General features: G+C 40.4%; 32 protein-coding genes. 24 read left to right on the top strand and 8 right to left on the bottom strand.

Translation table 11 applies throughout. The features are described 5' to 3' along the window. Nucleotides 1–42: 42 nt before the first annotated feature. The gene (locus MM817_RS06595; RefSeq protein ID WP_241712851.1) at nt 43–1,827 is read right to left on the bottom strand and encodes a S9 family peptidase; all 1,785 of its coding nucleotides are present in this window, start codon (nt 1,825–1,827) and stop codon (nt 43–45) included. 166 nt (nt 1,828–1,993) lie between these two features. On the opposite strand from MM817_RS06595, the gene MM817_RS06590 reads away from it, so the two are divergent. The 3 genes from MM817_RS06590 to MM817_RS06580 all read left to right on the top strand — a co-directional run bounded on the left by MM817_RS06590 (nt 1,994) and on the right by MM817_RS06580 (nt 3,744). Continuing rightward, on the top strand, nt 1,994–2,332 hold the full coding sequence (locus MM817_RS06590; RefSeq protein ID WP_241712849.1) for an SCP2 sterol-binding domain-containing protein: 339 nt from the start codon (nt 1,994–1,996) through the stop codon (nt 2,330–2,332). A gap of 66 nt (nt 2,333–2,398) precedes the next feature. After that, complete coding sequence (locus tag MM817_RS06585) at nt 2,399–3,229, top strand: SPFH domain-containing protein (protein ID WP_241712839.1); 831 nt, start codon at nt 2,399–2,401, stop codon at nt 3,227–3,229. Beyond that, nucleotides 3,226–3,744, top strand: a complete 519-nt coding sequence (locus tag MM817_RS06580; RefSeq protein ID WP_241712837.1) for a hypothetical protein — start codon at nt 3,226–3,228, stop codon at nt 3,742–3,744. The genes MM817_RS06585 and MM817_RS06580 overlap by 4 nt, the downstream gene beginning before the upstream one ends. 7 nt (nt 3,745–3,751) lie before the next feature. On the opposite strand, the gene MM817_RS06575 is transcribed toward MM817_RS06580, so the two are convergent. Next, complete coding sequence (locus MM817_RS06575) at nt 3,752–3,931, bottom strand: hypothetical protein (protein WP_241712835.1); 180 nt, start codon at nt 3,929–3,931, stop codon at nt 3,752–3,754. 182 nt (nt 3,932–4,113) lie between these two features. On the opposite strand from MM817_RS06575, the gene MM817_RS06570 reads away from it, so the two are divergent. The 3 genes from MM817_RS06570 to MM817_RS06560 all read left to right on the top strand — a co-directional run bounded on the left by MM817_RS06570 (nt 4,114) and on the right by MM817_RS06560 (nt 6,479). Continuing rightward, nucleotides 4,114–4,836: an MgtC/SapB family protein gene (locus MM817_RS06570; protein WP_241712833.1), complete on the top strand. Its 723-nt coding sequence runs from the start codon at nt 4,114–4,116 to the stop codon at nt 4,834–4,836. Between the two features lie 236 nt (nt 4,837–5,072). Beyond that, a complete protein-coding gene (locus tag MM817_RS06565; RefSeq protein ID WP_241712831.1) occupies nt 5,073–5,870 on the top strand; it encodes a metallophosphoesterase family protein in 798 nt (265 codons plus the stop codon). Nucleotides 5,871–6,134: 264 nt separating this feature from the next. Then, complete coding sequence (locus MM817_RS06560) at nt 6,135–6,479, top strand: TM2 domain-containing protein (protein ID WP_241712829.1); 345 nt, start codon at nt 6,135–6,137, stop codon at nt 6,477–6,479. A 130-nt stretch (nt 6,480–6,609) separates the two neighbouring features. On the opposite strand, the gene tatC is transcribed toward MM817_RS06560, so the two are convergent. The 3 genes from tatC to MM817_RS06545 all read right to left on the bottom strand — a co-directional run bounded on the left by tatC (nt 6,610) and on the right by MM817_RS06545 (nt 8,510). After that, complete coding sequence (gene tatC / locus MM817_RS06555; RefSeq protein ID WP_241712827.1) at nt 6,610–7,416, bottom strand: twin-arginine translocase subunit TatC; 807 nt, start codon at nt 7,414–7,416, stop codon at nt 6,610–6,612. Next, a complete protein-coding gene (locus MM817_RS06550; protein ID WP_241712825.1) occupies nt 7,413–7,661 on the bottom strand; it encodes a twin-arginine translocase TatA/TatE family subunit in 249 nt (82 codons plus the stop codon). The genes tatC and MM817_RS06550 overlap by 4 nt, the downstream gene beginning before the upstream one ends. Nucleotides 7,662–7,754: 93 nt before the next feature. Next, nucleotides 7,755–8,510 (bottom strand): ferritin-like domain-containing protein, encoded by a 756-nt coding sequence (locus MM817_RS06545; RefSeq protein WP_241712823.1) that lies wholly within the window; start codon nt 8,508–8,510, stop codon nt 7,755–7,757. Between the two features lie 754 nt (nt 8,511–9,264). On the opposite strand from MM817_RS06545, the gene MM817_RS06540 reads away from it, so the two are divergent. The 10 genes from MM817_RS06540 (at nt 9,265) to MM817_RS06495 (ending at nt 16,254) form a co-directional block, all read left to right on the top strand. Continuing rightward, nucleotides 9,265–10,767, top strand: a complete 1,503-nt coding sequence (locus MM817_RS06540) for a malate:quinone oxidoreductase (protein ID WP_241712821.1) — start codon at nt 9,265–9,267, stop codon at nt 10,765–10,767. Nucleotides 10,768–11,048: 281 nt separating this feature from the next. Next, nucleotides 11,049–11,633 (top strand): methyltransferase family protein, encoded by a 585-nt coding sequence (locus MM817_RS06535; RefSeq protein ID WP_241712819.1) that lies wholly within the window; start codon nt 11,049–11,051, stop codon nt 11,631–11,633. A 257-nt stretch (nt 11,634–11,890) separates the two neighbouring features. After that, the gene (locus MM817_RS06530; protein WP_241712817.1) at nt 11,891–12,100 is read left to right on the top strand and encodes an ArsR/SmtB family transcription factor; all 210 of its coding nucleotides are present in this window, start codon (nt 11,891–11,893) and stop codon (nt 12,098–12,100) included. A 109-nt stretch (nt 12,101–12,209) separates the two neighbouring features. Continuing rightward, complete coding sequence (locus MM817_RS06525; protein WP_241712815.1) at nt 12,210–12,434, top strand: hypothetical protein; 225 nt, start codon at nt 12,210–12,212, stop codon at nt 12,432–12,434. Further along, entirely contained in the window at nt 12,434–13,099 is a 666-nt protein-coding gene (locus MM817_RS06520; protein WP_241712813.1) for a class I SAM-dependent methyltransferase, read from the top strand. The genes MM817_RS06525 and MM817_RS06520 overlap by 1 nt, the downstream gene beginning before the upstream one ends. Nucleotides 13,100–13,118: 19 nt before the next feature. Then, nucleotides 13,119–13,829, top strand: coding sequence for a 5'-methylthioadenosine/S-adenosylhomocysteine nucleosidase (gene mtnN / locus MM817_RS06515; RefSeq protein ID WP_241712811.1), 711 nt, complete (start codon nt 13,119–13,121; stop codon nt 13,827–13,829). Between the two features lie 115 nt (nt 13,830–13,944). Beyond that, the gene (locus MM817_RS06510; protein WP_241712810.1) at nt 13,945–14,772 is read left to right on the top strand and encodes a C39 family peptidase; all 828 of its coding nucleotides are present in this window, start codon (nt 13,945–13,947) and stop codon (nt 14,770–14,772) included. 27 nt (nt 14,773–14,799) lie between these two features. Beyond that, a complete protein-coding gene (locus tag MM817_RS06505) occupies nt 14,800–15,492 on the top strand; it encodes a cytochrome c biogenesis CcdA family protein (RefSeq protein ID WP_241712808.1) in 693 nt (230 codons plus the stop codon). 137 nt (nt 15,493–15,629) lie between these two features. Then, the gene (locus MM817_RS06500) at nt 15,630–16,061 is read left to right on the top strand and encodes an SCO family protein (protein WP_336605157.1); all 432 of its coding nucleotides are present in this window, start codon (nt 15,630–15,632) and stop codon (nt 16,059–16,061) included. Then, a complete protein-coding gene (locus MM817_RS06495; RefSeq protein ID WP_241712804.1) occupies nt 16,048–16,254 on the top strand; it encodes a TlpA family protein disulfide reductase in 207 nt (68 codons plus the stop codon). Before MM817_RS06500 ends, MM817_RS06495 begins: the two co-directional genes overlap by 14 nt. A gap of 38 nt (nt 16,255–16,292) precedes the next feature. Here MM817_RS06495 and MM817_RS06490 read toward each other — a convergent pair whose 3' ends face one another. Further along, complete coding sequence (locus tag MM817_RS06490; RefSeq protein WP_241712802.1) at nt 16,293–16,895, bottom strand: rhodanese-like domain-containing protein; 603 nt, start codon at nt 16,893–16,895, stop codon at nt 16,293–16,295. Between the two features lie 254 nt (nt 16,896–17,149). On the opposite strand from MM817_RS06490, the gene MM817_RS06485 reads away from it, so the two are divergent. From MM817_RS06485 to MM817_RS06465, 5 genes are all read left to right on the top strand, one after another. Further along, nucleotides 17,150–18,400 (top strand): MFS transporter, encoded by a 1,251-nt coding sequence (locus tag MM817_RS06485; protein WP_241712800.1) that lies wholly within the window; start codon nt 17,150–17,152, stop codon nt 18,398–18,400. A gap of 293 nt (nt 18,401–18,693) precedes the next feature. Further along, the gene (locus MM817_RS06480; protein WP_241712798.1) at nt 18,694–19,059 is read left to right on the top strand and encodes a DsrE family protein; all 366 of its coding nucleotides are present in this window, start codon (nt 18,694–18,696) and stop codon (nt 19,057–19,059) included. Between the two features lie 257 nt (nt 19,060–19,316). Then, a complete protein-coding gene (locus MM817_RS06475; protein ID WP_241712796.1) occupies nt 19,317–19,580 on the top strand; it encodes a hypothetical protein in 264 nt (87 codons plus the stop codon). Nucleotides 19,581–19,654: 74 nt separating this feature from the next. Further along, nucleotides 19,655–20,023: an ArsR/SmtB family transcription factor gene (locus MM817_RS06470; protein WP_241712794.1), complete on the top strand. Its 369-nt coding sequence runs from the start codon at nt 19,655–19,657 to the stop codon at nt 20,021–20,023. 16 nt (nt 20,024–20,039) lie between these two features. After that, on the top strand, nt 20,040–20,723 hold the full coding sequence (locus tag MM817_RS06465; RefSeq protein ID WP_241712792.1) for a PIG-L deacetylase family protein: 684 nt from the start codon (nt 20,040–20,042) through the stop codon (nt 20,721–20,723). A gap of 399 nt (nt 20,724–21,122) precedes the next feature. On the opposite strand, the gene MM817_RS06460 is transcribed toward MM817_RS06465, so the two are convergent. Further along, nucleotides 21,123–21,341: a YgaP family membrane protein gene (locus MM817_RS06460; RefSeq protein WP_241712791.1), complete on the bottom strand. Its 219-nt coding sequence runs from the start codon at nt 21,339–21,341 to the stop codon at nt 21,123–21,125. A gap of 303 nt (nt 21,342–21,644) precedes the next feature. Beyond that, nucleotides 21,645–22,856, bottom strand: a complete 1,212-nt coding sequence (locus tag MM817_RS06455) for an MFS transporter (protein ID WP_241712789.1) — start codon at nt 22,854–22,856, stop codon at nt 21,645–21,647. Between the two features lie 127 nt (nt 22,857–22,983). Here MM817_RS06455 and MM817_RS06450 point away from each other — a divergent pair, with 127 nt between their 5' ends. The 3 genes from MM817_RS06450 to MM817_RS06440 all read left to right on the top strand — a co-directional run bounded on the left by MM817_RS06450 (nt 22,984) and on the right by MM817_RS06440 (nt 25,004). Continuing rightward, nucleotides 22,984–23,850, top strand: a complete 867-nt coding sequence (locus MM817_RS06450; RefSeq protein WP_241712787.1) for a LysR family transcriptional regulator — start codon at nt 22,984–22,986, stop codon at nt 23,848–23,850. Between the two features lie 227 nt (nt 23,851–24,077). Next, nucleotides 24,078–24,560: a hypothetical protein gene (locus tag MM817_RS06445; protein ID WP_241712785.1), complete on the top strand. Its 483-nt coding sequence runs from the start codon at nt 24,078–24,080 to the stop codon at nt 24,558–24,560. A gap of 90 nt (nt 24,561–24,650) precedes the next feature. Next, nucleotides 24,651–25,004 carry a VOC family protein gene (locus MM817_RS06440; RefSeq protein ID WP_241712783.1) on the top strand — a complete coding sequence of 118 codons (354 nt, stop codon included), beginning with the start codon at nt 24,651–24,653 and terminating at the stop codon, nt 25,002–25,004. The last annotated feature ends 30 nt before the right edge of the window (nt 25,005–25,034 follow it).

The raw sequence follows: 25,034 nt of genomic DNA, 5'->3' as shown, positions 1-25,034 counted from the left end.
CGGGGAGTTCTGACCCCTTTTTGAACAACTTCTAAAAAGTGATCATTTGCGATGTTGATCTAAAAACTCTACAATGCGCCGATAGGCAGCTATTTCATTGGCTTTTTTCATAAATCCATGTCCTTCGTCGTCGAATACGAGATACTCTACTTCTACTTGGCGATCGCGTAAGGCTTGAACAATTTGGTCAGATTCAGCTTTTACTACGCGTGGATCATTGGCACCTTGGACGACTAACATAGGCTTTGTCATACCATCGAGATAGGTAATAGGGGAGTCGTTGGTTAAACGTTCTTTATCTTCCACAGGATCTCCTAACCATTGTTTCATCATTGGTTTCCAAAAATCAGGAACAGAGTTCAAGAAGGTAAATAAGTTTGCAGGACCAAAAATATCTACACATGCTTGAAAGTAATCTGCGTGGCGTCCATGCAAGAGTAGCGTCATATAGCCACCATAGCTTCCTCCAACTAAGAATAGTTTATCGCGATCTGCGCGCCCTTCCTGAAGTAGCCATTCCATACTTTCAATCATGTCGAGACGAGGACCATGTCCCCAATCACCTTCTACTTTTTGCATAAATGCAGCGCCATACCCGGCACTTCCGCGAAAGTTCGGAGCCCAAACATTATATCCTCTACTGCATAAAAATTGAAAAAAAGGTCGAAACATGCGACGTTCAGATGCTTGTGGTCCACCATGTGGCCAGACAACGGTATATCCGTTTGCTGTTTCTTTGTGTGCAGGAAACCACAAAGCTTCGATCTCTAGTCCATCAAATGACTGAAAATGTACAACTTCTGCTGGTATAAGTTGATCACGCGCCATGCCCATCACGCGATTATTTGTCAGCATGGTCCACGTACCATCTGGGGAGCGCTTGTATAAGTTAAATGGATCGACATCACTTCGCCCTAGAATATAAAGTGTTCCACTATCCCCCACTTTTAAATTTTCAACAACCGCTACAGGAGACTCGATCAAAGAAGCTTTTTTGGTTTCCACATCGAATGTGTATAAATGATCTTCTACTCCACCATGTGCAACAAAATATACAGTGTGGGTCGACTCATGAACAGCCAACATGCCGATATCTACATTTTCTAAAGTGTGTAGTGTGTGAAACTGTTTTGTTGCCATCTCAAATGTAGCGAGATAGGTTCGATCAGAGTTGAAGTTTGTGGAGAAAATATACTGATCAAAGAGGTATGCGCCATGTAAAACGACATGTGGCACAGTGGGATCGGGAGTTAGACTATGAACTTCTCCAGCCATGTGGAGGAATGCTGGAATAAAAGTGTTAGCATATGCCTTTTGTGTGATAAAACTAGACTCATCTGGAGCAACATCGGAAAGCTCAGTAGCTCCCCCTTCACCGATATACAAAGTGGATTCTTCCCCACTGCTTATCGTATAGACATACCCATTAAGAAAATTGTGATTTTCTTTATCAGAACAATAGTACACTCGGTTCCCGTCTTTTGAAAGAGCACAAAAATAATGACGTCTGCCTTCAAATGTTCGAAGTGGGGTGAGTGCTCCGCCATTTGGTGGTAGGATGTACATTTGGATGTTTTCATCGCCATCCTGATCGAAACCAGCCAAAAGGTACCGATCTTGTGGGTCGAAACGGATATAAGCAGGAGTTTGATCCACATACGACAGTGGATATGGGAACGAGTTTGGTAAATCCATTCCCCAAATATTATACTTACCGTTCAAGTTGGTGCTAAATGCAATTTTAGTTTCTGCTTTGTTGACTGTAAATCCAGTAATGGCATATGTACGGAAAAATTCGTCAATATCAGGCCGAGAAAATTGAATCATGTGACTATCCCCTCTCTACTTATACTTTTGTATTCTTCGTAAATAAAAAAAGTCCTGCTTCGCTTCCCATTGTCAAATGGATCTATCGATCCAATAGGAGATTAAAATAGTGGTTATTTAATCCATTGTAGTTTGTTATAATCTAAGTGCGAAAGGGGTCGATGAGATGTCTACGACTAAGGAAACATTTGATCAACTAAATACCGCACTACAAGCTGATCCGAGAAAAGTCAGTGGTCTAGTGGCTGTGTATCAGTTTAATTTGGAGGGCGAGGATGGTGGTACTTATCAAATCATTTTAAAACCAGATTCGGCTTATGCACAAGAAGGGGCAGTAGAAACAGCAAATTGCACACTGACGATTGCGGCAGAAGATTTTAAGGAGATGATTGCAGGCACATTGAGTGGAACGACTGCATTTATGTCTGGAAAACTAAAAATTGATGGAGATTTATCTTTAGCGCTTCGGTTAGAAACTGTGTTACATGCGTATTCACAGCGATAAAAGGCACAACCTTTTGAACAGTAAAATAACACAAGATACCTGTGTAGATCTTTAGGAGGTGAAAGGATGGCAGGAGTTAGGCAAGTCATTAGTACCTTGAGTAATGATGGAAAAGAAGTGATGGGTGCCAATATTTTGGCCTATCATTATCCGGATAACAGCATTATTAATGGGTCATTATTGACAGTGGAGAGTAATCATTTTGGAGTATTAAAGTCGCGTGGGGCTATTTTAAATGTGTATGAGACAGGACAATTCACGATCCAAACGCCTGATCGACCTTTGATTGGCGCGTTTCAACAGGCCTTTTTTGGAGGAACGAGTCCTTGGCAATATGAGGTACTTTATATCAATCGTGCAAAATTAATTTTGGAAGCAAAAGGTGTGGCCTATTCGCGAGAAATGGCTGAAATGGGTTACCATGTAAGCTGCTACGTTCACGTTGATTCAAAAGAAGATGCATTAAAGTTAGTTCAACACATGCCATTTTCTGGACACTATGTAACTACTGCCGAAGTGAATGAGTATACGACTCCAGTGATTGAACAATCAATCAATAAAATTGTTCAGATGACACCACTTGAACGTGTGAACGAGAAGATGCCTGAAATTTTAGAGTTGATTAAAGATCATTTACAAGAATTTTTGTCCGTGTATGGCTTGACGTTAAATGACGTGAAGGCATTGATTTTCCCACGTGATGAGCGGATGAAGGAATTGATCGCATTGCGTGCCTTTGGTCTCTCTGAGATTGATGCAGTGCGCTATTATACGGCGATGATGATGGCACAAAATGGGGTCGTATCTGCACCTAATATGGCTGTTGGCAAGCCGTACTATGTGGGAAATCCGCAAGTGGCTGCCATGAAATCGGTTGCGGGTGGCGATGAGAAGTGAGTGGATTGAGTCGTTATGGAATCTCGCTAAGTCCTAATGATCCCATTTCGTTTATGCTAAAAGGCTGGTTAAATGCATGGAGTTATGATGCAAGTAATCCGCTCAATAGCATACGTGATCGAAGCGTTCAAATACAAAACATTTGCGATGAAGCACTCGCACAGTATATGGTGCAATTGCGGGAACAATTGAGTTTATTGCGTAGACATTTAGAGCAACCAACCCATGAGAATCCCAATCCCATACAAGATGGATTAGAAGCTGTGCAAGATTTTGATCGATATATTCATCGCGTTGAGGCTTTACGCACGAAAATTCGATCATTTTCCCCCCCGCCAAAAGATATGATGTGGCGGGGGAAGGCGGGTAATTTGCTCTTATTCCAACAATTAGAGCAAATAGATCGAGATCTGTTGTTGCAACTAAGTGAGATGAATGAAGAGCAAATTCATGCCATTGAAGAGACACTAGCAAAGCGCAATTTCATCATGCAGCAGTTTTTTTTGCGTGAATAATTAGGGTCTATACCAGAAATGAAAATGCAATGATTGCGACTGAAAGATAAAATGCGATCTCCAGCCATTTTCTTGAACGATTTTGAGCAAGTGTGAATGCTACATATACACAGCGAATGATAATGATTAACAAAGCAAGCTCAATGATGACATGCGGAATCATAATCCCATCTCCTTCGTCATCCAAGTTAGCCCTGCACCCATAACCCTATTGTAAATGTAGTATATTGGGACACTATTCATGAGTGGATTAATGCAACTTGGGTGTCCATCGCACACTTGGATGACGTATGAGGATGTTATTTGCTCAATTGGATAGGGAAAGAGTCGAGTGTTGAACATAAGTGAAACGACTACAGAGGTGATGGTATGACGTATGTTCCAGATGTATCCATAGGGGCGTTTTTACTTGCTACGTCACTTGCTCTGATTCTTGGAGCAGTTATTGGTGCGGAACGACAGTGGCGGCAACGTACGGCCGGATTGCGTACAAATGCTCTTGTTTCGCTTGGAGCTGCTTTGTTTGTGGCTGTAGCAGTCCGTATATCCGGACCGCCTGGGTATGATCCGACGCGTATTGATGCCTATATTATTTCTGGTATGGGTTTCCTTGGGGCGGGGATTATCATGCGTGATGGTGTCAATATACGAGGTATTAACACGGCTGCAACGATGTGGTGCTCCGCTGCAGTTGGGGTTCTTGCAGGAAATCACTTCTATTTAGAAGCAATTGCAGCAACTGGATTTGTTGTAATAGGTAATACGCTCCTAAGACCACTGGCTCGCGTAATGGACCATCACCCCATGGGCCAAGAGAGTGCGGAAGTGGTATCTGCTTTTCGCTTTCGTCTGGTTAGTAAGTCTTCGGAGGAAGCTCACGTTCGGCTTTTACTTGCACAGTCCCTTTCGGCACCAGGTCTTCACTTACGATCACTTCGAAGTGAACATTTAGAGGATGGGATGGATCACGTACAAGTCGAGGCAGATATTGAACGGAGTGGAACTGACAACGTATCCATGGAGCAACTTGTAAGTCGCTTGAGTCTCGAACCATCTGTTACTGCGGTTAGTTGGACAGCAGTAGATAGCTAAAATGGACATGAATAAATATGCCAGTACAATACATTTTGAGTAATAACGTGAATGTGTGCGCGATGTAATCTCTGTATAGTATCATTTTCAAAAATCATACATAAAATTTACGCGTTATTTTTTGTATGTTCACTCATCGTATACATTGAAATTGTATCATTCTATGTAGATTCACGAATAATGTTGAAGGACTCTTTTCTAGAAAATGAAAAGACTACTTATGTGGAGGTGTTCATATGACGCGGCGCATCGCAGTCATAGGGGATGTGCATTACAGTCTTACCAATAGTCTACATGGGGAAGATAGAAAACTTTTTTATCACGGTTTGTTAGATGTGTTTTTTTCTACGAAGGCAGATCTTCATGTTGCATTAGGGGATATCTCTCATAACGGGACACATGAAGAATGGGAGGAGTTTATCTCTTTAGCAAAACACTTAGCGGCTAAACACAACTGTAACTTTCAATTGATCATTGGTAACCATGATACACTTCATTATACAAAAAGTGAGATTGTAGCACTCACGAAACAACCTCTCTATTCAATGATCGAATGGCAAGATCTTCGAATCATTTTACTGGATACTACAAAAGAATGTTCTCCCCTAGACTGGGGCGGGGAAATTGACGAAGTACAATTGCAGTGGCTACGCTCACTCCGTACACATCCGTCAAAGGTAACGGCAATTTTTGCACACCATCCGTTCCCCAATACAACAAGTGGCTCCCATGAGGTGATGATGTCGCTTGCTGAGCCATACGAGATTTATTCTGAACTGTCACAATCAAATTGTCGTGTGATTTATATCAATGGGCATAATCATACGCACAGCGTATTTGCAGATGCCACACTTTGGCCGAAATGGACTTTTGTACAAGCTGCATCGATCTTATCTAGCCCGTCATTTCTGCTAATAGACATTGCTCTTGGCCAATTTCGTTCTTCAACAATCGTGATTGATGATCCAGCCATTCATAGCGCTGCTTATCGCTTGCGCCATGACATGTCACATTATCACCATCCATCTATATGATCGATTTCATCAATTGGTAAATAGTAACGTTAGAATGTAAGAGTTGGGGTACAAGTGCTTGTGACTCCATTTTACATGTACGGATACCTTTGCAAAAACAATATTTGAGTGAAATTGTGGTCAAAATCGAATAAACACGTGGGTCGTGATGGTGTATGATGTTAAGTAAAGCTAACTAAGTTGGCTGCAATTGATACTGCTCAACAGTTTGTAGCATCCTGTTTCTAGAGTGGTTAAATGACATAACTAAGAGGAGATGAAGTTATGTACCAACAAATAAATTCTACAGTGAGAGTTCCTAAAAGCATGATTCTTGCTTATATCTTGTGGTTTTTTCTTGGCAGTCTGGGTGTACATCGTTTCTATCTTGGTCGCGTGAAAAGTGGTCTTGCCATTTTGTTATTAACGTTGCTTGGATCAGCTACAATGGGCATCATTATCGGTTATATATTTCTTGGGATGGTAGGTATTTGGCTATTTATTGATTTGTTCTTAATACCGTGGATGGTCACGATGCCAAAATCACTGATGATTTCATCAACCGTAACAATGATGCATGATCACCGTTTGGATAACGATATTATTGACATAACTCCCAAGGATAAATAAACGGTAAAAGTCACTAATCATTGGCATTTAAAGTTTTATCTACTTTCGTATTAAACGCATAGTTCTCCATAATAAAGGCGGTGTCCATAAGGTACACCGCCTTTATTATGGAGAACTAGAGAAAGATTTATCACATGCGTGAACCGCGAGTGGTTGATGAAGGCGTATCGTTGAAACGCAGAGCTTCTTGTGCACGACGTTTTTCTCGACGACGGTAGGAAGTGCGAGAGATGACGACACTGATTTCATAGAGAATCATCATCGGTACGTCAACACTTAAGTGAGAGACAATTTCAGGTGGACTGATGATGGAAGCGAGAACAATCATCCCCATGTAAGCATATTTACGTGTCTGACGTAATTTTTGAGGGGTTAAGATACCAATCTGTGTGAGAAACATAACGACGACAGGCATTTCAAAAATGAGACCAAATGGAAGCAATAAGTTGACCATGAACGAAAAATAGTTGTCAGCGGTGATCAGCATCTGAAAATTGCCGCTTGCCAGTTGGATTAAAAATTTAAGCAAGATGGGAAAGATCACAAAGTATGCAAAACTAGTACCCACAAGAAACATGATCGAAGCAAAGGGAAGAAGGCCCAATGCCGTTTTGCGTTCGTGGGGAGATAAGGCTGGTTTAATAAACAGCCATAACTGAAGCAACAAAAATGGCAATGCGACGGTCAATGCAACGACACCGGCCACCATAAAATAGACATGAATTACATCGCCAGGTCCAAGTAGCACTAACTTGACGCCACGAAGGGGTAGCGTCAACCAGCGATAAATGTGTGTGACAAGGACAAGTGCCGCAATAAAACAGACAGCGATACCGATGAGCGAATAGATGAGATGTTTTCGCAATTCACCTAGATGTTCAATCACGGTTTGATCGTTGTGTACATTGCGTTTCCACTGTGATAAATTAAATTTCATCCTTCTGTCACATCTTGGACAGGCGTTTCGACCCCACTGTGTACGGGAGTTTTGGCGATCTCGACCGGGACCACGGTGGCCATGGTGACTGGTGCTTCACTGGTTAATTCGTGGGTGGCTGATTTAAATTCTTTGAGTGTTTTACCCATGGCTCTTCCTAATTCAGGGAGCTTGGCTGGGCCAAATAAGATCAGTGCAAAAACAACGATGAGAATAACGCCTGGTATACCGATATTAGAAAACACATGAATGACCTCCCCAGTATGATAGGACTGCCAGAGTACGGACGTTCTCACAACCGTACCCTGGATGAAGCGATGGATTGCGGGACGGATGAATTATCCGTTGTGAATTTGTTGTTGTGTGAGTGGTTTTTTGTTATTGGGATTCCACCCGCCGTTAGAACCGACAGCCTCTTTGACTTGCCAAGAGGAGGGGAGAGCATAAGGACCATCTGAACCACCAGGGAATTGGTTGGGTGTAACAAAGGGAGCTAACCCAGCGGCAATGGCGGCAACAGAAGTACCACCTGATTCTTCAAGGTAAAAGTCGTTAGGTACGTTCAGACCGGCAATTTCGTGGCCTAAGACGCGATGCTCACACTCGACCCCCATAATTTCAGCAGCCAATTGAGCGAGAGCAGGTTGTTTTAAAGGCCCTCCAAATTGATAGACGGCAGCAAGATAGGCTTTAATGAAAGTGCCTTCTAATGCTTCGAGGATCGTTAAGAAGGTTTCGCTAGAAGCAAAGGTACCACTAGGGAAATAAAAGTTGGTAAAAGACGATTGAGCGCCCGCCCCTTTTAAAAGTTCAACGTGGTAATATTCAGCACCGAGAGCACCTTGAAGATAGGGTTTGTTATTACTATTGAGTAAAACACCTATTGGAGAATGCAAACCGGTATAATAAAATGTAGTAGCTAACAGTTCAGCAGTCAAAGCAGCATCAATAATACTCTGGACGGTGTCCGTCGATGTTGCAGCAAAGGCGTCACCATCCAGTAATCCAAAACCTCCAAGAGCTACAGAAGCACTGACGAAACCGGCTTGCTTTAAAAAATGTCTACGTGATGTGCGTTTGTTTTGGTCTTCCACGAAAACTTCACCTCTTCTTTAGGATGAAATGCATTGTCACTCTCTAGTACGTGGTGGTGTGTATCTTGGATCACCAGTACTACATAAATTTTTTTTAATGAACACTACCTTCTCTTCAACGCAATGACTTCATTTCATCTAATTCACACATACAATGCCATGACGCCCTTCCTATTCACGCGTTAAACGGTAAAGTACACTGAGATCCTACATTGTTGTTTCTTGTGTAAGGTAAAAAAAAGATGGATTTAATGATGCCTTAAGATCATTGCAAAAGGTTGAATGGCTGTGAAAAAGTTCGTTGATTACTGTGAACGCATAAGAACGAATAAACGTAATTATTCATAAAATACATGTAAAGATGAAGCGCTAGATGGGATCATTCACACATGTTTATACAAGAATATCCTGTGATCGTTGTGGTACTCTTGGACACAATAATTCCAGAGAGATACGGTGGACCGAATCGCGTATCAGAATGAAATGAGAGATAACGATTCAACATTTGTCAGAACCAACATCTTATTTTGCGGTTTTCTAATGTAATACATAAATATCCAGATTTATAGCAGCTTTAAATAGTTTATAATTACCAGATAACAGTAGATGTTTTATTCGATAATAATTATAATAGACTATGATAAGCTTCTTATTAAGAGAGTAAAGGTGTGTTATGAATGAAACTGTTGCCAATTACTTCTCATCAGTAGGAATACCTACTTTTTTAAAAATGTAAAGGATAAGGATGATTATAATGGATAATATAGAGAAAGTAACAGATGTGATTTTGATTGGTGCTGGAATCATGAGTGCAACTTTAGGTGCACTATTAAAAGAGTTAGTACCGGAATGGGAAATAAAAGTATTTGAAAAACTGGGGGATTCCGGTGAAGAAAGTTCTAACGAATGGAACAATGCGGGAACGGGTCATTCTGCTCTGTGCGAGCTTAACTATACAACTGAAAAATCTGATGGATCTATAGATATTAGCAAAGCTATCGTTATTAATGAACAGTTTCAGCTTTCAAGACAGTTTTGGTCTTTTCTTGTGAAGAGTAATCTCCTTCGGAACCCCAAAGATTTTATCATGCCGATACCTCATATGAGTTTAGTTCAGGGTGAAAAAAATGTTGCTTTTTTGAAAAAACGTTTCGAGGTATTATCAAATCATCCAATGTTTCAAGGGATGGAATTTTCCGATGATCCTGATCAATTGAAAGAATGGATTCCGCTTATTATGGAAGGTCGTACTTCGGAAGAACCAATAGCAGCTACAAAAATTGATTCTGGAACGGATGTCAATTTTGGCGCTTTAACACGCATGCTATTTGATCATTTAAAAAGTAAAGATGTGGAAATAAATTACAATCATAGTGTTGAGGATTTTAAACGTCTTAGCGATGGTTCGTGGGAAGTGAAAGTGCAAGATATCGCTAATGGTACAATTGAAAACCACATGGCAAAATTCGTTTTTATCGGCGGTGGTGGTGGGAGTTTGCCTTTATTACAAAAAACCGGTATTCCTGAATCGAAACATATTGGAGGATTCCCTGTTAGCGGTTTATTTATGGTATGCAGTAATCCGGAAGTTGTAGAGCAGCATCATGCAAAAGTATACGGTAAAGCTAAGATTGGTGCTCCTCCAATGTCTGTGCCCCACCTTGATACAAGATATATCGATAACAAAAGAACATTGCTGTTTGGACCGTTTGCAGGCTTCTCACCTAAGTTCTTAAAAACGGGTTCAAATTTTGATTTGATAGGTTCTGTAAAACCAGACAATGTATTGACGATGTTAGCTGCTGGAGTAAAAGAAATGGCTTTGACAAAATATCTGATTCAACAAGTGATGTTATCGAACGAAGAGCGTATGGAAGAACTACGGGAGTTTATTCCCAACGCTAAAAGCGAAGATTGGGAAGTAATGTCAGCAGGGCAGCGTGTGCAAATTATTAAGGATACTGAGTCAGGCGGTAAAGGGACACTTCAATTTGGTACAGAACTCATTACCTCTGCTGATGGTTCAATAGCTGCATTGCTTGGCGCTTCACCAGGTGCTTCTACTGTTGTACACGTGATGCTTGAGTTGTTAAATAAATGTTTCCCGCAACATATGAAAGAGTGGGAACCTAAGATTAAAGAAATGATCCCTTCTTATGGATTATCACTTGTTGAAAATCCAGAACTTTACAAAGAAATTCATGATTCAACTTCGCAAACACTTGGGCTAAGTGAAAAAGAAACGGTTTATCTATAGGAGGTTAAGAAGTTCCTTGGCTTTAAATGATTTGTTCGCTTGTTTGTAGGGAGTTTTGCGATAGTAGGTACAAAGCTCCACTCATTGCTGTAGTAAGCAAGGAGTGGAGCTAAATAAGGTTTGAACTGTGGATATTCGGGCTCACGAGTCATGTTTTTGGAATTAAGAGAGAAGGAGCTGTTTGGTACTAGTCAACAGACCATGATCATAAGGTTATGCTGTATGTGATACACTGGTGGTATCATTTTCAGTGCGGAAAAGTAAAGGAGATAGGATGAAAAATGATCAATATATACTCCTATGAAAGTCCTCTATTTTGGACTCTGTTTTATGTGTGGTTCATACTGGAGATTTTCTTTGGAGTACGAGCACGTTATCTTCAACGCGGGCAACCTAAAAGGAATCATAATGATCGCGGATCAGGTGCATTGATTATGGGAGGCATGTATATTCTCATAGTAATTTCGATAATCTTTGTTGTTAATCAGATAGGAATTTTACCGATTTGGGCTAGATATATAGGATATTTTCTGATGATTATTGGAATGATCATTCGTTTTTTTGCAATCATTCAGCTAGGGCGGTTTTTTTCACCTACTGTTGGAGTCGTGTCAAACCAAGAGATGATTCAGTCGGGTTTATACCGATCTATTCGGCATCCTGCTTATACTGGTGGATGGATTGCAGCGGTTGGTATCGGATTGAGTCTTGGAACATCGTGGGGGGCATTGCTTTTGGGACTTGGATTATTGCTGATCTATACATATAGAATTCGTATTGAGGAGCAAATGATGATTCAACATTTTGGAAATCAATATACAGAGTATAGGAATCATACTAAAAGGATGTTTCCTGGTATATGGTAACCTGAAAGTTTATCATTACTATAGTCTTCGTTCGCAAAAGTACACAATGATTTAATGACAGATCGTAATGGATGCTTTTACCTCACTTGTGTTCTGCTAATATATGATTACTTAAATGAATGTGGTATATTTGTGATGTCAATGAGTATATTCATTTCATTAGCTTAACTGATAAAAATGTTCCGATATATTATTTTGATTTTATATAAATAGATGTTAATATAAATGTATTATGTAAGTAAGGTGGTGAACCTGCAATGAACCCTCAAGTTCATGAGGTATTTAGAGCTTTAGGAGATAGTAACCGGTTAAAAATTGTCAATGGGTTATTGTTAGAGTGTCAAAATGTGAATGAAATTTCTGAGGGAATAGGACTTTCACAACCATTAACATCACATCATCTGAAAATCCTCAGAGGGGTTGGGATTGTTCGAATGGAGATTCAGGCAACTTTTCGTTACTACTGACTGGCAGATGCAACGATCCGTGAGATCGTTCGATTATGTCAAGAGTTTGTTACTAAATAGTTGGATCAAGAATCTTAGAAAAAGAAAATCATGTGGAGGCGATACAAAGATGATGTGGGGGTATGATGGAATAGCTGAAGGATGGACTTTGTTTCCTGTTGCTGGAGTGGTTATGATGGGATTTATGGTTTTTTTCATGACCAGAATGATGAGACAAAATCGTGGGCATGATCGTAGAGATTATGATGAACAGTCACATTTAGCTCATGAAATTCAAAATCTGCGTCATGAAATTGATGAGTTGAAGCGAAATCAACATAAAGGAGATATATAATGGACAATCAACATGTACTGAATGAACAACAACCGCAATGGGAGCAAGCATTTGCTAAGAACAAGGATATGTTTGGAGAAGCACCAAGTGAAGCCGCAGTGCGTGCTGCCGAGATCTTTAAAAAACATAACCAGACACACATTCTAGAATTAGGAGCGGGTCAAGGGAGAGATACACTGTATTTTGCTCGACAAGGATTTCATGTTCATGTACTTGATTACACGGTTGAAGGTACAGAACGTATTATACAAAAGGCCAGTGAACACGGACTCAGTGATCGAATCACAGTGACTCAACATGATGTGCGAATTCCCTTCCCGCAATTGGATGCGTCGATGGACGGTTGTTATTCCCATATGCTCTATTGCATGGCATTAACAACGGATGAACTACAAAAACTAAATGCACACATTCACAAAATTTTACGACCGGGTGGCTTGAACATCTATACTGCACGGCATATAGGGGATCCACATTATGGTCAAGGGGTCTACCGTGGTGAAGATTTGTATGAAGTAGGTGGATTTATCGTGCACTTTTTTGATCGTGCTAAAGTGAAACAATTAGCAGAGGGATATCGGATAGTAGATATACACGAACTTGAAGAAGGTGGACTTCCAAGGCGATTATTTCAAGTTACTTTAGAGAAAGTCGACATAAAGTAATGGGACAGGGGTGGGTTTGATGAAAACAGCCATCATCGGTGCCATGGAACAGGAAATTATTCTTTTACAAGAAACGCTCGCAGAGCGAGAGACAGTCACGATTCATGGGATAGTCTTTTCCACAGGCTTTATTGGGAAGCAAGAAATCGTTCTACTAAAATCGGGTATTGGAAAAGTGAATGCAGCGATCGGCACAACCTTGCTAAAACAACTATTTAACCCAGATAACGTTATTAATACAGGATCTGCGGGAGGATTTGATCCGTCTTTACATGTTGGGGACATAGTGATTTCTAGTGAAGTAAGGTATCACGATGTGGATGCGACCATTTTTGGTTATGAGTACGGTCAGGTTCCAAAAATGCCATCCATTTTTATGCCGGATTCTGAACTTGTACAGTTAGCATATCGTGCTGCACGACAGGTTATGGGCGCGCACGTGATGAAGGGGCCAATTGCATCTGGAGATTCTTTTATGAATGATCCTAAACGTGTTGCTTTTGTGCGAGAAAAGTTTCCAAACTTATGTGCTGCTGAAATGGAATCTGGAGCCATCGCACAAGTGTGCTATCAACTACAAATGCCATTTGTTGTGATTCGTTCATTATCTGATATTGCTGGTCAAGCGTCGCGAATCACTTATGAAAAATATATTGAAGTTGCATCTGAAAATTCAGCGAATGTAGTGATTAAATTGGTAAAAGAAATGGGCAATGTTATCTTGAGATAAAAGGTAAAAACACTTTTTTTATAATTTTTTATAAATAGCACATCTATCTATTTGTCCTTTTAATCGTTCATCCTTTACGTTAATCTTGTCATATAGTATGAAATCGTGAGGATTCGTGAGAAAATATAATTTGCTAGTGCGAGGTGTATATAAGCTGAAAGTATCAACGATCATCCAATCTAGTTTATTGTTTTTATCTACTTTGGTTGTATTTATTGGATTCTCTCATCAAGTATTAGGTCGTTCGATGGTCAGCGCAAAACAGTCCATACCGCTCATACAGCTACCCGTTTCTCTACCTAATGTACATTCTTTACCAAAGCATGTCTTATTGAATGTTCCAGCGGTCAATCAGTGGCCTGAGCTACCTAATGGTTGCGAGGTTACTTCTCTTTCTATGCTGTTACAATTTGAAGGTATTGACGTAAACAATACGACATTAGCTAATGAAATTGCTCGCGCCCACACACCTAGGAAAATAGTTCATGGTGTAACCGTTCAATGGGGAGATCCCAATGATGGATTCGTCGGATCTATGCGAGATTTTGACGATGGGTATGGCGTCTTTAATGGACCGATTGATGCACTGGCACAGAAATATTTAGGAGCGGACGTGGATGACCAAACAGGACGCTCTAGTAAGACATTATGGGAAGATTTGGCGACCGGACGTCCAGTAGAAGTATGGACGAATGTTTGGTTCGAACATTTACCTAGTTACGATTGGATGACCTGGCAAAGTGATCATGGACCTGTACGAGCAACGATGGAAGAGCATGCTGTCGTTTTAGTTGGGTATTCGAAGCACGAGGTTTATATCAATAATCCGGAGAATGGAGATAAAGACGAGGCTGTTGCTCGTGGTCCATTTCTTGCAAGTTGGCGTCAAATGGGGCGACAGACGATCACAGTTAAAGATCCAATCTTACATGGATTGACGTAAGATATGTTGAATGAGGGGGAGCACCTTATGCCATTTAGTGGGATGGTTGCGGGCATGGCAGGGATGGTCTCAGCGTTCAATCCTTGTGGAATTGCGCTTCTCCCATCGTACCTTATGTATCTATTATCAGGTCGTATTCAACAACGAAAATTTGGTTGGCTTGATGGTTTACGAGCAGGCTTATTGATGACACTAGGATTTGTCGTTTTATTTGGCGTTGCAGGATTGCTTGTAACTAGTGCTGGAATATTGCTCTTTGGTGCCACTCGTATGATTTCGATTTTGTTAGCTCTTATGATTTTTATTTTAGCTATTTTTGTATGGCGGGGACAACTTCATGTTGGAATTTCTACAAATCGTGTCTCTACATTATTAGAAAGTATGTTTACACGTGGTTCTTCTGGTTCTTTTTTTGCGTATGGGGTAGGTTTCGGACTGGCTTCATTAAGTTGTAGTTTGCCCGTGTTTCTCAGCGTTGCATCTCAAGGATTTGCTGCTGGTTTTCGTCATGGGTTACTCATTTTTTTTGCTTATAGTATGGGTATGGGATTCATAATTACGATTCTTTCTATCTTGGCGACTTCTACTCGAACACTATTGGAGACTTTTTTACATATCGCATTACCGTATGTTCAAAAGCTCAGTGCTATTGTGATGGTAATTGCGGGTGTGTATTTGTTGTGGTATTGGTTACTAGGACCACAGGGATTACTGATATAATATAAAAATTTACAGGGGATGTTACTTTGAATAAAGGTGGTCTGGTAGGAGCTAGTGTAGCCACGGGTGTTATCGTTATCTTGTTAGGGGTGACTTACATTGGATAGGAATTTGTCACAGGACTTCATCCTACATCCATAGAAACAACATCACCATCAACGTACTCAGCGCTGATCAATCAAGATGTTGATCCTGGTGCACCCTTACACGGTAGGCCTGCTCCTGATTTTTCCCTTGTCAATCAAGCAGGAAAGACGGTGTCGTTACATAGCATGCGAGGGAAAACTGTGGTGTTGGCTTTTATGAACAGTGAAGGTCAAACGGTTAGTCCACTGATGGCTATTGTATTGCGTAATTTTGTATACGATTTGGGCTCGTATCAACATGATGTACAGGTAATTGCAGTCAATACAAATCCTGTGGCTAGGAGCGTTTCTGCAATTAATCACTGGTCTGGTAATCACAAATGGCCAACTGATTGGCCTTTTTTAACTGGATCAACTACAGCACTTATGCATGTGTGGGACGACTATGCAGTCTCTAGTCAAGTGATCCATGGTTCCTTTTGAACACTACATCCAAGAACAACAACTGAACTTTCCTGTGGCATTAGACAATAAAGGTGCTGTCAGTGATTTATATGGAGTGACAGGGCTACCTACTCAAGTACTTGTATCAGGCAGTGGTCATATCTTATGGTATCATCAAGGACTATTGACCTATGCAGATCTTATGAAGCACATCAACAACATGAGCACCTAATCCAAGGTGACGGCATCATAGCCGAGAGGTGTCCCTGACTATTTTGAATGGTTGTTATACCATGCATTGAGCCCGTTGACGAGGTAGCGAACAGTAAGACCTTGCGAACGCATGAGCGCTGCACCATTGAGTCCACGATAGACTCCTGCACAGTAAGTAACGTATGTTGTGGTAGGTTCCATTGTTTTGGCGATATCCCGGATCTCAGACAAGGGAATATGGATAGATCCGCGGATGTTTTTGTTTTCCCACTCCAACTTTGTCCGCACATCAATGAAAATGCTTGAACCTTCTAATATGTCTTCTATATCCATGGTTTCGATACTTAGTAGCGGATACCCACCATCACTCCATTCATGAAAGTTTACGTAATCCACGATATGTCCTCCAACTTGATGGATCGCGTCGACTATACTTTGGGGAATCGTTGCATGATTGCCTATCACAAGAATACCTCGAGGATGAGGAAAAATTTTACGTACATGAACCAAAAAATCAGGCTCAGATTCAGGTATACAAAGTGAAAATGGAATAAAAGACTGTGTAAAATCAAAAATGGAACGAATGTCTAGAACATCTATCGAGCGGTTTTCTAGAATAGTGGTGACGATAGGAGATAAAGTGACTCTATGTTCATTCATGTTGATTCCTCCAGACATTGAATTAATGTGATGTATATAATATATACTTATATTCGGATATTAAATTTTACTTTGCTGTTAGATAAAGTGCAAGCAAAAAATGAAAAGCAAAAGAATAGGGCAATATGTAAGTCATATAAAATACAATTGACACTACCTGGATTCAAACGTAAGATAAGCCCATACATCCGAATATGCGGATAAATGTACGTGATTATAGAATGTCCATCATTGTAGCAAAGGGAGCGATACGAGTGAATCAAGAATCTCATGAATTAGGGATAAAACCTAATTTGCAGCAATTTTTATGGCTTGTTTTTAGTACGATTCTAGTCGGGATGACCGTTGGATTAGAACGAACGGTTGTTCCGTTACTCGGTAAAGATGTCTATCATATCACTTCCATAAGTGTTATCTTTGCGTTCATTATTGCATTTGGTGCAACAAAGGCTGTTTTAAATCTTGTCGCCGGACAATTCTCAGATGCTTTAGGCAGACGGCCTGTTCTCATTATGGGTTGGTTACTTGGGATACCGATGATCGTTTTATTGTTGTTTATTCATACGTGGACAGCAGTGATCATTGCAAATATTTTTCTCGGGGCTAATCAGGCATTTGCTTGGACCATGACCGTCACTAAGCAGCTAGATCTAGTAGGAACAAAGCAACGTGGTTTGGCGATGGGCATTAATGAGGCAACAGGATATATCGGAGTGGCCATTTCGACTATAGCAACAGGGATCATCGCAGAGCGCTATGGACTGATACAGGCGCCTTTCGTATACGGTGCAGTTGTCTTATTATTTGGGCTCGGAACAAGTGTATTCGTCATTCGCGAGACAAGAGGCCATGTTTTAAAAGAAGCAAAAGCAATACAAGGCTCAGCATCAACGATGAAAAAAAAGAAAGTTGGTGTAGGTGAAATCATCTGGACGACCACATTCGCCAATCCGACATTATCAGCATGTAGTCAAGCAGGATTGGTCAATAAGCTGGCAGACACGTTAGTATGGGCGATGTTGCCGCTGTATTTAGCGCATTTGCATGTATCAATTATCGATATTGGATACATTGGAGGAGCGTACACCATCATTTGGGGATTTGCACAGTTTGGTACGGGAATTCTATCTGACGTTATTGGTCGCAAACCACCCATTGTCATGGGTATGGCGCTACTTGGGGTCGGAATAGTAGCTTTTGGTTTAGGTCATTCAGTATCTTGGTGGATGATAACTGCTGCAGTGATGGGACTTGGCATGGCCTTACTTTATCCGAATTTAAATGCTGCAGTGGCTGATGTTGCTCCACCTGAAATACGCGGGGGGGTGCTCGGGGTTTACCGATTGTGGCGCGATGGCGGCTATGCGATTGGTGGGTTATTGCTTGGTTTTACGATTCATTCAATGGGGATGCTAAATAGTCTTTATATGATTGGAATCATCGTACTTGTTTCAATGGTAGTTGTTCTCATACGCATGAAAGAAACACATCCTAGACGACAATAGGTGATGTAGACAGTTTGTAAAGAAAGTAGACGTATGTGTTTAATGCAAATGGCGGCTATTCAGATGTTTTTTCGTCAATGATTCAAGATGACCCAAAAGCCAAAGAGTTTATATGGAATTCAAGTATTTAATATTGGGGAAATAAAAATAAAATTGGAGGTGTTGTAAATTTAATAAGGAATGCCATGTACCAAATGGATGTTGAGTAAGAAGTATAGTTTCCATGAGAAAAGATACATCGACTTGGCCTCTATAAAAATACCAAAAAATTTCAATAAAAGGGGATAACCGGCATGGGAAATACAACGAATTCAAAGGGTAAAATGGGTATCATGATTGTGAGCAAGGATGAGCAGCGAGTAAAAGTGGCATTGTCTTTAGCTTTACATATTCAAGAAGCCCCTGAACAAGATGGAGTCAGTCATCTAGAAGTTTATTTATTTGCAGAGGCAACTGATCTCATCGATCATGCATCGGATGAAATTAAGCAGATGATCAGTGAGTTAATATCTCGAGGTGTCATGGTGGGAGCGTGTAAAAATTTAGTTGATGCGTATCATGTACATGAAAAAGCAATTGCACTCAACCTTCAAGTATCTGGTGCCAATGCAACTTTAGGCCGCTGGGCCAATGAACATTATGTAACACTCAGTTTCTAAACGCACATTGGGCAAATAGATTATTTTTAGAGCAACAATACTTGTTTTGGTATTAATTCAACAAACAGAGAAAAAATAAAAGTATTTTTTGTATTTTTGAGAAAAGCTAGAGCGTGTATGATGCCTTAAAACATCGTACACGCTCTTTACATTGAATGATATAGTCATTATGGGAATAGGTAAAAGAGTTGACGAATCAACAGATAAAGACTATATATCAATATATCGATAAATATTGATATATAGGAGATGTTCTTATGGATATTCGTGATGTGGCTACTATTAAGCATGAGGTTGAAGAGGGGAAAGTTGTTGTTCAGTTTGAAGGAGTAGATAAACAAAAATTGGAGGATCTGGTCACTGAGTGCTCCAGCGGTGTTTGCTCCTGTGGAAGCGAAGAATTCTTATCCAACGTAGACGCATTTGTTCTATCTGATGATGGGAAAACGATTGAGATATCTGGGAAAATAAGTGCCAAAGAGGTAGCACAAACGCTCAGCGACTGGCAAAAAGATCTATAACATAAGATTGGCTGTAAGTATGATTTGATGATACTTACAGCCAACTTGATTTTGCTAAAAAGGAGATACAACAGTTGACTCAAAATAAAGAAGAACAACAACTCAGGGATTCAAAACTGCCCATGTATATAAAAGTAAATTTAGAAACTATATTTAAGGTACTGTCTGATACTACACGATTACGCATGTTCAATATGTTGAACGATAAGGGTGGTGTGTGTTGTCGGATCGTTCCTGATCCGGGTCAAGAAGAAACTCAATATGGACTTTGCGTTCAGGACTTTGTTGCTCATTTACAGTTACCACAATCGACCGTATCTCATCATTTATCCTTGCTTCGCAATGCTGGGCTTGTGCGGAGTGTGAAGAAAGGATTGTGGGTGTATTACTACCGAGATGAACGCGCAGTAGAACTGTTTAAACGTGTAGTGGAATCTTTATAGCGGGAGGTTATTTATCATGCAAGGGAAAAATGTATTGGTTTGCATAGCCCATCCAGACGATGAAGTATTTTGTTCAGGCACTATTTTACGTCTTTCTGATGCGGGGAATAACGTAACTTTAGTGGTTGGAACGCAGGGAGAAAAGGGAAGCCACGACCCAACGATGTCACCAGAAGGCATTGCTGAATTGAGGAAACTGGAACTCGATGAGGCAGCTAAACGACTTGGAATTCACAAAGTCATCCAACTAGGATATCGAGATGGAGAATTACAGTATGCCAGTGATTTAAAAGAAACATTGTTTCGATTGGTAAGATCTGTTCAGCCAGACGTCGTAATTACGTTTGATCCTTGGAAAAGGTATGAAATACATTCTGATCATAGAATTATTGGTTTTGCGATGATTGAAGCGGCCCACTTAGGTGCGAATTGTTGGTATTATCACAACCAGCTAACGAATGACATCATTTGTCATCGGAGTCAAGAACTCTATTTGTTTAATTGCGACGAACCTAATTATTATGTGGACATCACGGAAGTATTTGAACGCAAGCTACATGCTGCAGAGGCGCATGCTAGTCAGTTTGGAGGAGAAATTAATGAAAGTCGTCTGCGTCAAATAGTGAATCAAATGAATCCTGACGTCCAAATGACCATTGAACCTCTCCACAAAATGTGGCACTCACAGCTTTACCTATAAAGAGACACCAGGATCATGTTCAAGCTTCATTCGTGGGCCTTATGAAATAGTGAGTTTCAATGTCACAAGTGAAGATCGTTATCAGCGTGACAAATGGTTGCTTATTAGCAACTTAGGTCGTGGTATATCTCAGACAGGTATTGCAGATATTGTTTTACATGGGCAAATACTTTTTAAATGCTCCCATTAGCCATTTTCTATGGTCTAATGGGAGCATTCACTTCTTCAGCAATGTGAAGTATTATACCTGAGATCGCAGACAACTAGGTGAAATAGTGGCAGTGCCTCTATGAAATTTTTGGATAAAAAACAATTGCCACGATGAGAGAAAGTATTTTCATTTTAAATGTCTTTCAGGACATCTCTACAGTCCAAATGGTGCAGTTTCATGATCCCCTTCTATTTTCTTTTATCCTCTGGTTGCCTCAATGGGCATGTGCGAATACCAAATGGTAAGTATAGTACACATGTACCAATCATTCCTGTCAGTACGAAAACGACACCAAGGATTAATCCAATAATACCTAATATAGCATGTAAATGCATAACTCCATAAATAATGAAAACTGCGCCAAGAATGATGCGTAATGTACGATCAATGCCACCTACGTTTTTCATTGTTTTTCCTCCTTTGATATTCTCAATCATTAGTACGAGGAAAATCAGAAATTGGATCACTTTAAAAGGTAACCTGATGAAGTTTGCATTTAGGAAAATACTTTACTTTATACAAAGAAGTGCTCCACAAATTTCATGGGATGCACTTTCCCATATACGGCAGTGCGAAAAGGAAGATCACGGGATAAATGCAGTTTATTGTTATTTCTGAGCGTGGTACAGCAGGGAATCTACTAAGCCTCCTTTTGAGGACGATAGGTTTTCTTTGATTATTTGTAGTATCAGGCAAATATATCTCATTAATTACGATTTATTTGCTAAAGTTAACCATATAACCGCAGTGGTAACCACTAGAGCTGTACTCATATATAAAGGAAGGACTCCGAATTGTTGAAGAATTATACCGCCTGTAATCGATCCTGTAAAATCACCTAAAAAACGAAGCCGCGCTGCACCAAAATAAGCGCCTTGAAATTCCGGGTTGGATACCTCCAGTAACCACGGTACAATAAGTGTTAAACTCAGCATTTCACCAATTGATACGATCACCATGGACAATAGGTAAGAAATGAGGTCATGTGCCAATCCAAAAGAGAGATATCCACAGGCAGAAATGAGTGTACCTGCTATAATGGTTGTGCGTTTTGAAAAGCCTCGTACAAGCTGGAAAAGTGGCCACTGGCAGGTGACAATAAGTGCAGTGTTAAGTACGAGAATCCAAGCAAACCAGTGAACCGCTTCTGCATGATGAATCGCTAGCACTTGCGGAAGTGTTACATCAATTTGAATATATCCATAGGTCAGCATACAGGCGGCGAGCAACCCAAAAAGAAACGGTTTATTGTGCACAATATCTTGGTACGCTCGTTTTATGGATATAGTTGATTTTGTTGATTTTTTTTCTACATCATTCATCAAACGACGAGTTAACATGTATAACATGAAAGCATAAATGACATATCCAGCACCATTAATATAAAACGCTAAACTTTGACCCGCATACCCTAACCACGCACCCATAAGTGGCCCAACTCCAGAAGCAAAGTTGACGATGATATAGCGAATAGATAGAACTTCACTCTGTCTTGCAATGGGTGTGACTCTTACTACTAAAGATTGATTACTGGTTTCAAAAGCATTGCGCAATAGTCCAACCGCGGTGAGTACACCGCCGATTAAACAAATGGAATGAAAAATTGGAATCATAACAATCGATGCTGCAAGTGTAAGAAGCGAGAGTAGCATGATGTTACGTTGTCCATATTGATCTGTTAGATAGCCTGCAAAAAGACTCATGAACGCACCCGCTAAATAACTGATACCTAAGAGCAGGCCAATGATACTTGGAGATAGATGATCGTGTCTTAATAAAAATAAGGATAAAAACGGAATTGCTGATTTATAAATCAATTTACCAAAAGCTGTAGCAACCAATAACAACCACGTAAAGATTGGGATCGGAACAATTACATGTGCAAGATTATTTTCCAACGATCTTCTGGTGATTTTGAACATCTTCATCCCCCCGCAAAATTTACTATATAGAAGAGAGGGTAGTTTGTGTTAACGAATATTGAATGCTAGTGATGCATGATTTCGATCGATCGTTAGATAGATAAAAAATGTAAAGGGGATGTATGGTATGAAAGTAGAACATGCGGAGTCCTTTCTGACTGTTGTACGTTGTGGTTCTTTGCATCAGGCTGCAGATCTGTTATTTATTGCACAATCCACCTTAACTCATCGAATGAAACAACTTGAAACTGATCTTGGTACTGAATTATTTACGAGGCATTCAGGAGGCGTGACATTAACGGACACGGGTGCTCGATTTGTACCAATAGCGACATCAATTGTTGAGCAATTACGGACGTTTATGCAAACTTCACAAGAGGCAAAACCGATTACGATCGTGGCGGGAAAAGCGTTTGCGTCTTATGAATTACCGCGACTTATTGGCGGTTTTCGTCGATTGCACCCCCATTTTCGCTGTTATGTACGGTCTACTTTATTACCTGAATCAATGCAATCACTGTTAACTGGAACAGCTAATTTAGCTTTTGTAGGACATGAGATGTATCATCCATCGATTGAACACCTTTCTCTTGGTGATGATCAAATTGTTTTAATAACACATCCTCATCACAATTTTTCTATACGATTTCCTGGACTTCACGCATGGGGAGAGCAAGAGGTGATTGCATTTGGAGATTCAGGCGCACCTTATCGCAAGAGGATTGAACATTTTTTTGCTTTATCAGGGATAAGTCCTAACACGATCATGGAGCTAGACAGCATAAGCGCAGTGAAACGCATGGTCATGCAAAATTTGGGTGTTGCATTGTTGCCTAGGCGAACGGTAGTTGAAGAGGTTAACAATGGGTTGCTTGTCGCATTGGATATTGCTAAAGGTGAATTGACTAGGCCTACCTGGCTCGCTTTATTACGTTCAAGTCTTATGGATCCATTGTTGCAAGAATTTATACAGTGGGTACAGTCCAATTATTAGCGAGACAGGTATTTAGGAATCGAGAGGACCCTTTAACGACTTGAATTAAGTGTTGTATGTTTACGTGAGGCTTGTATATAGTATAATTTATACTGGAAAAAAGGATAGATTCATAAATAATGAATTATTTTTATTTTTTTGACGACATTTCTTTGGGTTAGGAAGACGATTGATACACAATATCGACTATATGAAACTCTAACATGTTGCTAAGGAGTGAGATTGACATGACTGAATCAAAAAAACATACCGTAGACAACTCAATTCATAAGAAATTAGCTGTTGATCTGTTTAATATGACGTGGGAATTAATTGAGAAAACTGATCGTAATGCTACTGAAGATGAGACTATGCTACATGCATCTTATGCGTCTCGTTTTCATTGGGGTGTGATAGGAACACCGCTGCATTTTGCGCGAGGCGAGTGGCAAATTTCAAGGGTATGTTCCATTTTGGGTATGGCTGCTTGTGCACTGTTTCATGCAAACAAATCGTTGAATCTTTGCTTAGACAACCAATTAGGCGATTTCGACCTTGGTTTCGCATACGAAGCATTGGCTCGAGCTTATGCTGTACAGGGGGACGTGGCGCAACGTGATGAAAACGTTGCTTTTGCCAAGTCGTCTGCTGAACGCGTAATTAAGGAAACAGACAGAATGTGGCTGTTGGAAAACGTGAATACTGTGCAGTCTCTTTCTCTTCCAAAATAGGAGAACAACTGAAATTAATTGTGCGGAGTCTATTTAAGAGAGTTATTGTAGGAATATCTATATAGGAATATCAGGCGAGGAGGGGATTTGTTGGATGGGGTATTGGGAGTAGAAGAAGTCCTCTATTTTGTTCCTGATGTGCAAACGGCTAAGCATTGGTACGGCGACTTACTTGGAGTAGAACCATACTTTGATCAAGAGGGCTATTGTGCGTTTCGATTAGCTAATATCACTGTGGGCTTACATCCAAGTGATGAAAAAAATTCATCAGGTATTGCTGGTCAAGTAACCTATTGGCGTGTTTCTGACATACAAAAGACGATCGCTCATTTTGAATTGAACGGCTGTCGTAAATTCCGTGGACCGACATTTGGAGTCGACCGAGTATGGGTATGCCAAATCATGGATCCTTTTGGGGATGTATGGGGCTTATTGGAGAAATAAAGGTGTTATCTATGTTTGCCCTGATTTAGC

The organism is Sulfoacidibacillus ferrooxidans (assembly GCF_022606465.1).
In the GTDB taxonomy this organism is placed as follows: domain Bacteria; phylum Bacillota; class Bacilli; order Alicyclobacillales; family SLC66; genus Sulfoacidibacillus; species Sulfoacidibacillus ferrooxidans.
The sequence above is the reverse complement of the archived record's forward strand: the minus strand, read 5'-3'. Positions and strand labels throughout refer to the sequence as shown.

Bases quoted from the DNA above. Each gene is read 5' to 3' on its own strand.
- MM817_RS06595 (WP_241712851.1), bottom strand. From the start codon at position 1,827: ATGATTCAATTTTCTCGGCCTGATATTGACGAATTTTTCCGTACATAT.
- MM817_RS06590 (WP_241712849.1), top strand. From the start codon at position 1,994: ATGTCTACGACTAAGGAAACATTTGATCAACTAAATACCGCACTACAA.
- MM817_RS06585 (WP_241712839.1), top strand. From the start codon at position 2,399: ATGGCAGGAGTTAGGCAAGTCATTAGTACCTTGAGTAATGATGGAAAA.
- MM817_RS06570 (WP_241712833.1), top strand. From the start codon at position 4,114: ATGACGTATGTTCCAGATGTATCCATAGGGGCGTTTTTACTTGCTACG.
- MM817_RS06565 (WP_241712831.1), top strand. From the start codon at position 5,073: ATGACGCGGCGCATCGCAGTCATAGGGGATGTGCATTACAGTCTTACC.
- MM817_RS06560 (WP_241712829.1), top strand. From the start codon at position 6,135: ATGTACCAACAAATAAATTCTACAGTGAGAGTTCCTAAAAGCATGATT.
- tatC (WP_241712827.1), bottom strand. From the start codon at position 7,416: ATGAAATTTAATTTATCACAGTGGAAACGCAATGTACACAACGATCAA.
- MM817_RS06540 (WP_241712821.1), top strand. From the start codon at position 9,265: ATGGATAATATAGAGAAAGTAACAGATGTGATTTTGATTGGTGCTGGA.
- MM817_RS06535 (WP_241712819.1), top strand. From the start codon at position 11,049: ATGATCAATATATACTCCTATGAAAGTCCTCTATTTTGGACTCTGTTT.
- MM817_RS06530 (WP_241712817.1), top strand. From the start codon at position 11,891: ATGAACCCTCAAGTTCATGAGGTATTTAGAGCTTTAGGAGATAGTAAC.
- MM817_RS06525 (WP_241712815.1), top strand. From the start codon at position 12,210: ATGATGTGGGGGTATGATGGAATAGCTGAAGGATGGACTTTGTTTCCT.
- MM817_RS06520 (WP_241712813.1), top strand. From the start codon at position 12,434: ATGGACAATCAACATGTACTGAATGAACAACAACCGCAATGGGAGCAA.
- mtnN (WP_241712811.1), top strand. From the start codon at position 13,119: ATGAAAACAGCCATCATCGGTGCCATGGAACAGGAAATTATTCTTTTA.
- MM817_RS06505 (WP_241712808.1), top strand. From the start codon at position 14,800: ATGCCATTTAGTGGGATGGTTGCGGGCATGGCAGGGATGGTCTCAGCG.
- MM817_RS06495 (WP_241712804.1), top strand. From the start codon at position 16,048: ATGGTTCCTTTTGAACACTACATCCAAGAACAACAACTGAACTTTCCT.
- MM817_RS06490 (WP_241712802.1), bottom strand. From the start codon at position 16,895: ATGAATGAACATAGAGTCACTTTATCTCCTATCGTCACCACTATTCTA.
- MM817_RS06480 (WP_241712798.1), top strand. From the start codon at position 18,694: ATGGGAAATACAACGAATTCAAAGGGTAAAATGGGTATCATGATTGTG.
- MM817_RS06475 (WP_241712796.1), top strand. From the start codon at position 19,317: ATGGATATTCGTGATGTGGCTACTATTAAGCATGAGGTTGAAGAGGGG.
- MM817_RS06465 (WP_241712792.1), top strand. From the start codon at position 20,040: ATGCAAGGGAAAAATGTATTGGTTTGCATAGCCCATCCAGACGATGAA.
- MM817_RS06460 (WP_241712791.1), bottom strand. From the start codon at position 21,341: ATGAAAAACGTAGGTGGCATTGATCGTACATTACGCATCATTCTTGGC.
- MM817_RS06455 (WP_241712789.1), bottom strand. From the start codon at position 22,856: ATGTTCAAAATCACCAGAAGATCGTTGGAAAATAATCTTGCACATGTA.
- MM817_RS06450 (WP_241712787.1), top strand. From the start codon at position 22,984: ATGAAAGTAGAACATGCGGAGTCCTTTCTGACTGTTGTACGTTGTGGT.
- MM817_RS06445 (WP_241712785.1), top strand. From the start codon at position 24,078: ATGACTGAATCAAAAAAACATACCGTAGACAACTCAATTCATAAGAAA.